This is a genomic window from Mesorhizobium sp. M5C.F.Ca.IN.020.32.2.1, assembly GCF_004023105.1.
Taxonomy (GTDB): Bacteria; Pseudomonadota; Alphaproteobacteria; order Rhizobiales; family Rhizobiaceae; genus Mesorhizobium; species Mesorhizobium wenxiniae.
The window spans coordinates 1-2,276 of the sequence record NZ_RZSX01000953.1; the positions used below are offsets into that span (position 1 = coordinate 1).

Consider the following 2,276-nt stretch of genomic DNA (forward strand, 5'->3'; position numbering starts at 1 on the left):
CTATAAGGTTGACCATCACCGGAAGCGAAAAATTTCTCGCAAGGCATCGCCAATCGAAGCCAAACGACCGTGCTTTCTTTCGACCACTTCGTGATCGCGGCTCTCGCGCCAATCGTGCGGCTCGTCGAAAGTGCCGGCCCAGATGCCGGCCTTGCCGGAGCGGGCAGCGGCTTCCTCAGTTTCGAAATCCCCATAGGCGACCGCCCAGCCGGCCTCGACCTGGGCGCGGTTGAGATCCTTGCCGCCGGCGTTGCAGTCGCCGAGCAGCCGGCCGTAGCGGTCGCGCTGCCAGCCGGTGCAGGAGACGGATTTGTCTGATATCAGGCGTACCAGCGACTGCCGCGCCAGCTTGCCGCAGGGATAGTCGGCGCCGTCCTTGCGGCAAAATTGGGAATATTCCGGCGCATCAATGCCGCGCATGCGGATGCGCTCGGAACCGAGCGTGATCGTATCGCCGTCATTGACGACGGCGGCACCCTCAGTCTTGCGCGTCTCGATCCGGTCAAGGCGCGCCGCCAGAAGGATCAGCAGACCGAGGACAAGCACGGTCAGTGCGTAGTCCACCAGCCGGCGCCAAAGGCTTCGCGGCCGCGGCGAGACGTATCGCTGTCGCGGTCGCCGCGACCACGAACGGCTCATATGGCAAACCGTTGGTTAATCATTCGAACGTAGCTTAACAATTTGAAACCGCTGCCCGCATAAATTGAAGTCTTCATGCCCTCGCAACGCTCGACCACAGCGGACAAGTTTATAGTGGACCGCCGGAAACCCCATCGCAACAGCGATGTGGCGCGGGCGGTGCGCAAGACGCGCGACCGTCTTTCGCAGCAGGTCGGAAATCCCGATTTCGACCGCGAGCTTTTGAAACTCCACGCCCGTGCCATGGTAGGAGGTGCGGTTATCGTTCCGCTTCTCGTCCTGGCGACCGCCGCGACGGGTCTGTTTGCTGGAGTGGGTAAGGAAATTGGCGTCTGGGCCCTTTTTACACTCATCTGTTATGCCATCGTCGTGTTCATGGCGAGCCGCGTCGACCGAACGGAAGCTGCCGAACTCAACCCGCTGCAAACGCACGGTGATTTCCTGATAGGCCATTTCCTTTGCGGCCTGGGCTGGGCCTGGTTCGCCTGGCTCGGTTGCGATGCTTGCCAGGTCGAGCAGTTCCAGCTGATCAAGGCGGTGGTGCTGCTGCTGGCCATGGCGGCGACCGCGATCACGGCGTCATCGCTGCGCGGTGCGTTGCTGGCGACCTTCGCCGTTCCGGTGGCGGCCTATGCCTATGCCGGCGCCAGCCAGTGGATGCCGGCAGAACTGATCATGGCCGGGTTGCTGATCGTCTCGCTGCCCTTCTTCGCCTATGTGGCGCGCCAGCTCAATCGCTCGTCCTTGATGTTGCTCTCGTTCCGCTCCGAAAAGGATGCGCTGATCGCCGAATTGGACACCGCAAAATCGATGTCGGACGAAGCGCGGCGACGGGCGGAGGACGCCAATCTGGCAAAGTCGCGGTTTTTGGCCTCGATGAGCCACGAGTTGCGGACGCCGCTCAACGCCATTCTCGGGTTCTCCGAGGTGATGGCGAACGAGGTGCTCGGCCCGATGAGCAACCCGACCTATCGCGACTATGCTCGCGACGTCCACGACTCTGGCCAGCATCTGCTCGACCTGATCAACGAAATCCTCGACCTGTCGCGCATCGAAGCCGGCCGCTATCAGCTCAATGAAGAGCCGATGATGCTGCTTTCCGTCGTCGAGGATTGCTGTCACATGATGGAGCTGAAGGCGCGCAACAAAGACATCCGTATCGTCCAGGATTTCGAAAGCGCCTTGCCGCGCCTGTTCGCCGACGAACGCGCGGTGCGACAAATCGCGCTCAATCTTTTGTCGAACGCCATCAAGTTCACCGGAACTGGCGGCGAGATCCGCGTGCGCGTCGGCTGGACGGCGGGCGGCGGCCAATACCTTTCCGTCAAAGACAATGGGCCTGGTATACCGGAAGACGAGATTCCGGTCGTGCTGTCCGCCTTCGGTCAGGGCTCCATCGCTATCAAGAGCGCCGAACAAGGCACCGGGCTTGGCCTGCCGATCGTCCAAAGCCTGCTCGCCATGCATGGCGGCGAGTTCGAACTCCATTCCAAACTGCGCGAAGGCACCGAGGCGATCGCCATCTTCCCATTGAGCCGGGTGATGGAGGAATTGCCGGCGCTGCCGACCAGGGCCGTTGCTGCGCGCCGGCGATAGACGCTTAATGAACCGCCGCCGCCATGCCCGAACTGGTGCTG

General features: G+C 62.0%; 2 protein-coding genes. One reads left to right on the top strand and one right to left on the bottom strand.

The genetic code is table 11. The features are described 5' to 3' along the window. Window positions 1-15: 15 nt before the first annotated feature. Window positions 16-639 carry a thermonuclease family protein gene (locus EOA86_RS31360; RefSeq protein WP_128345148.1) on the bottom strand — a complete coding sequence of 208 codons (624 nt, stop codon included), beginning with the start codon at window positions 637-639 and terminating at the stop codon, window positions 16-18. Between the two features lie 75 nt (window positions 640-714). Between EOA86_RS31360 and EOA86_RS31365 the strand changes: the two genes are divergently transcribed. Next, the gene (locus EOA86_RS31365; protein WP_128345150.1) at window positions 715-2,235 is read left to right on the top strand and encodes a HAMP domain-containing sensor histidine kinase; all 1,521 of its coding nucleotides are present in this window, start codon (window positions 715-717) and stop codon (window positions 2,233-2,235) included. Window positions 2,236-2,276 lie beyond the last annotated feature (41 nt).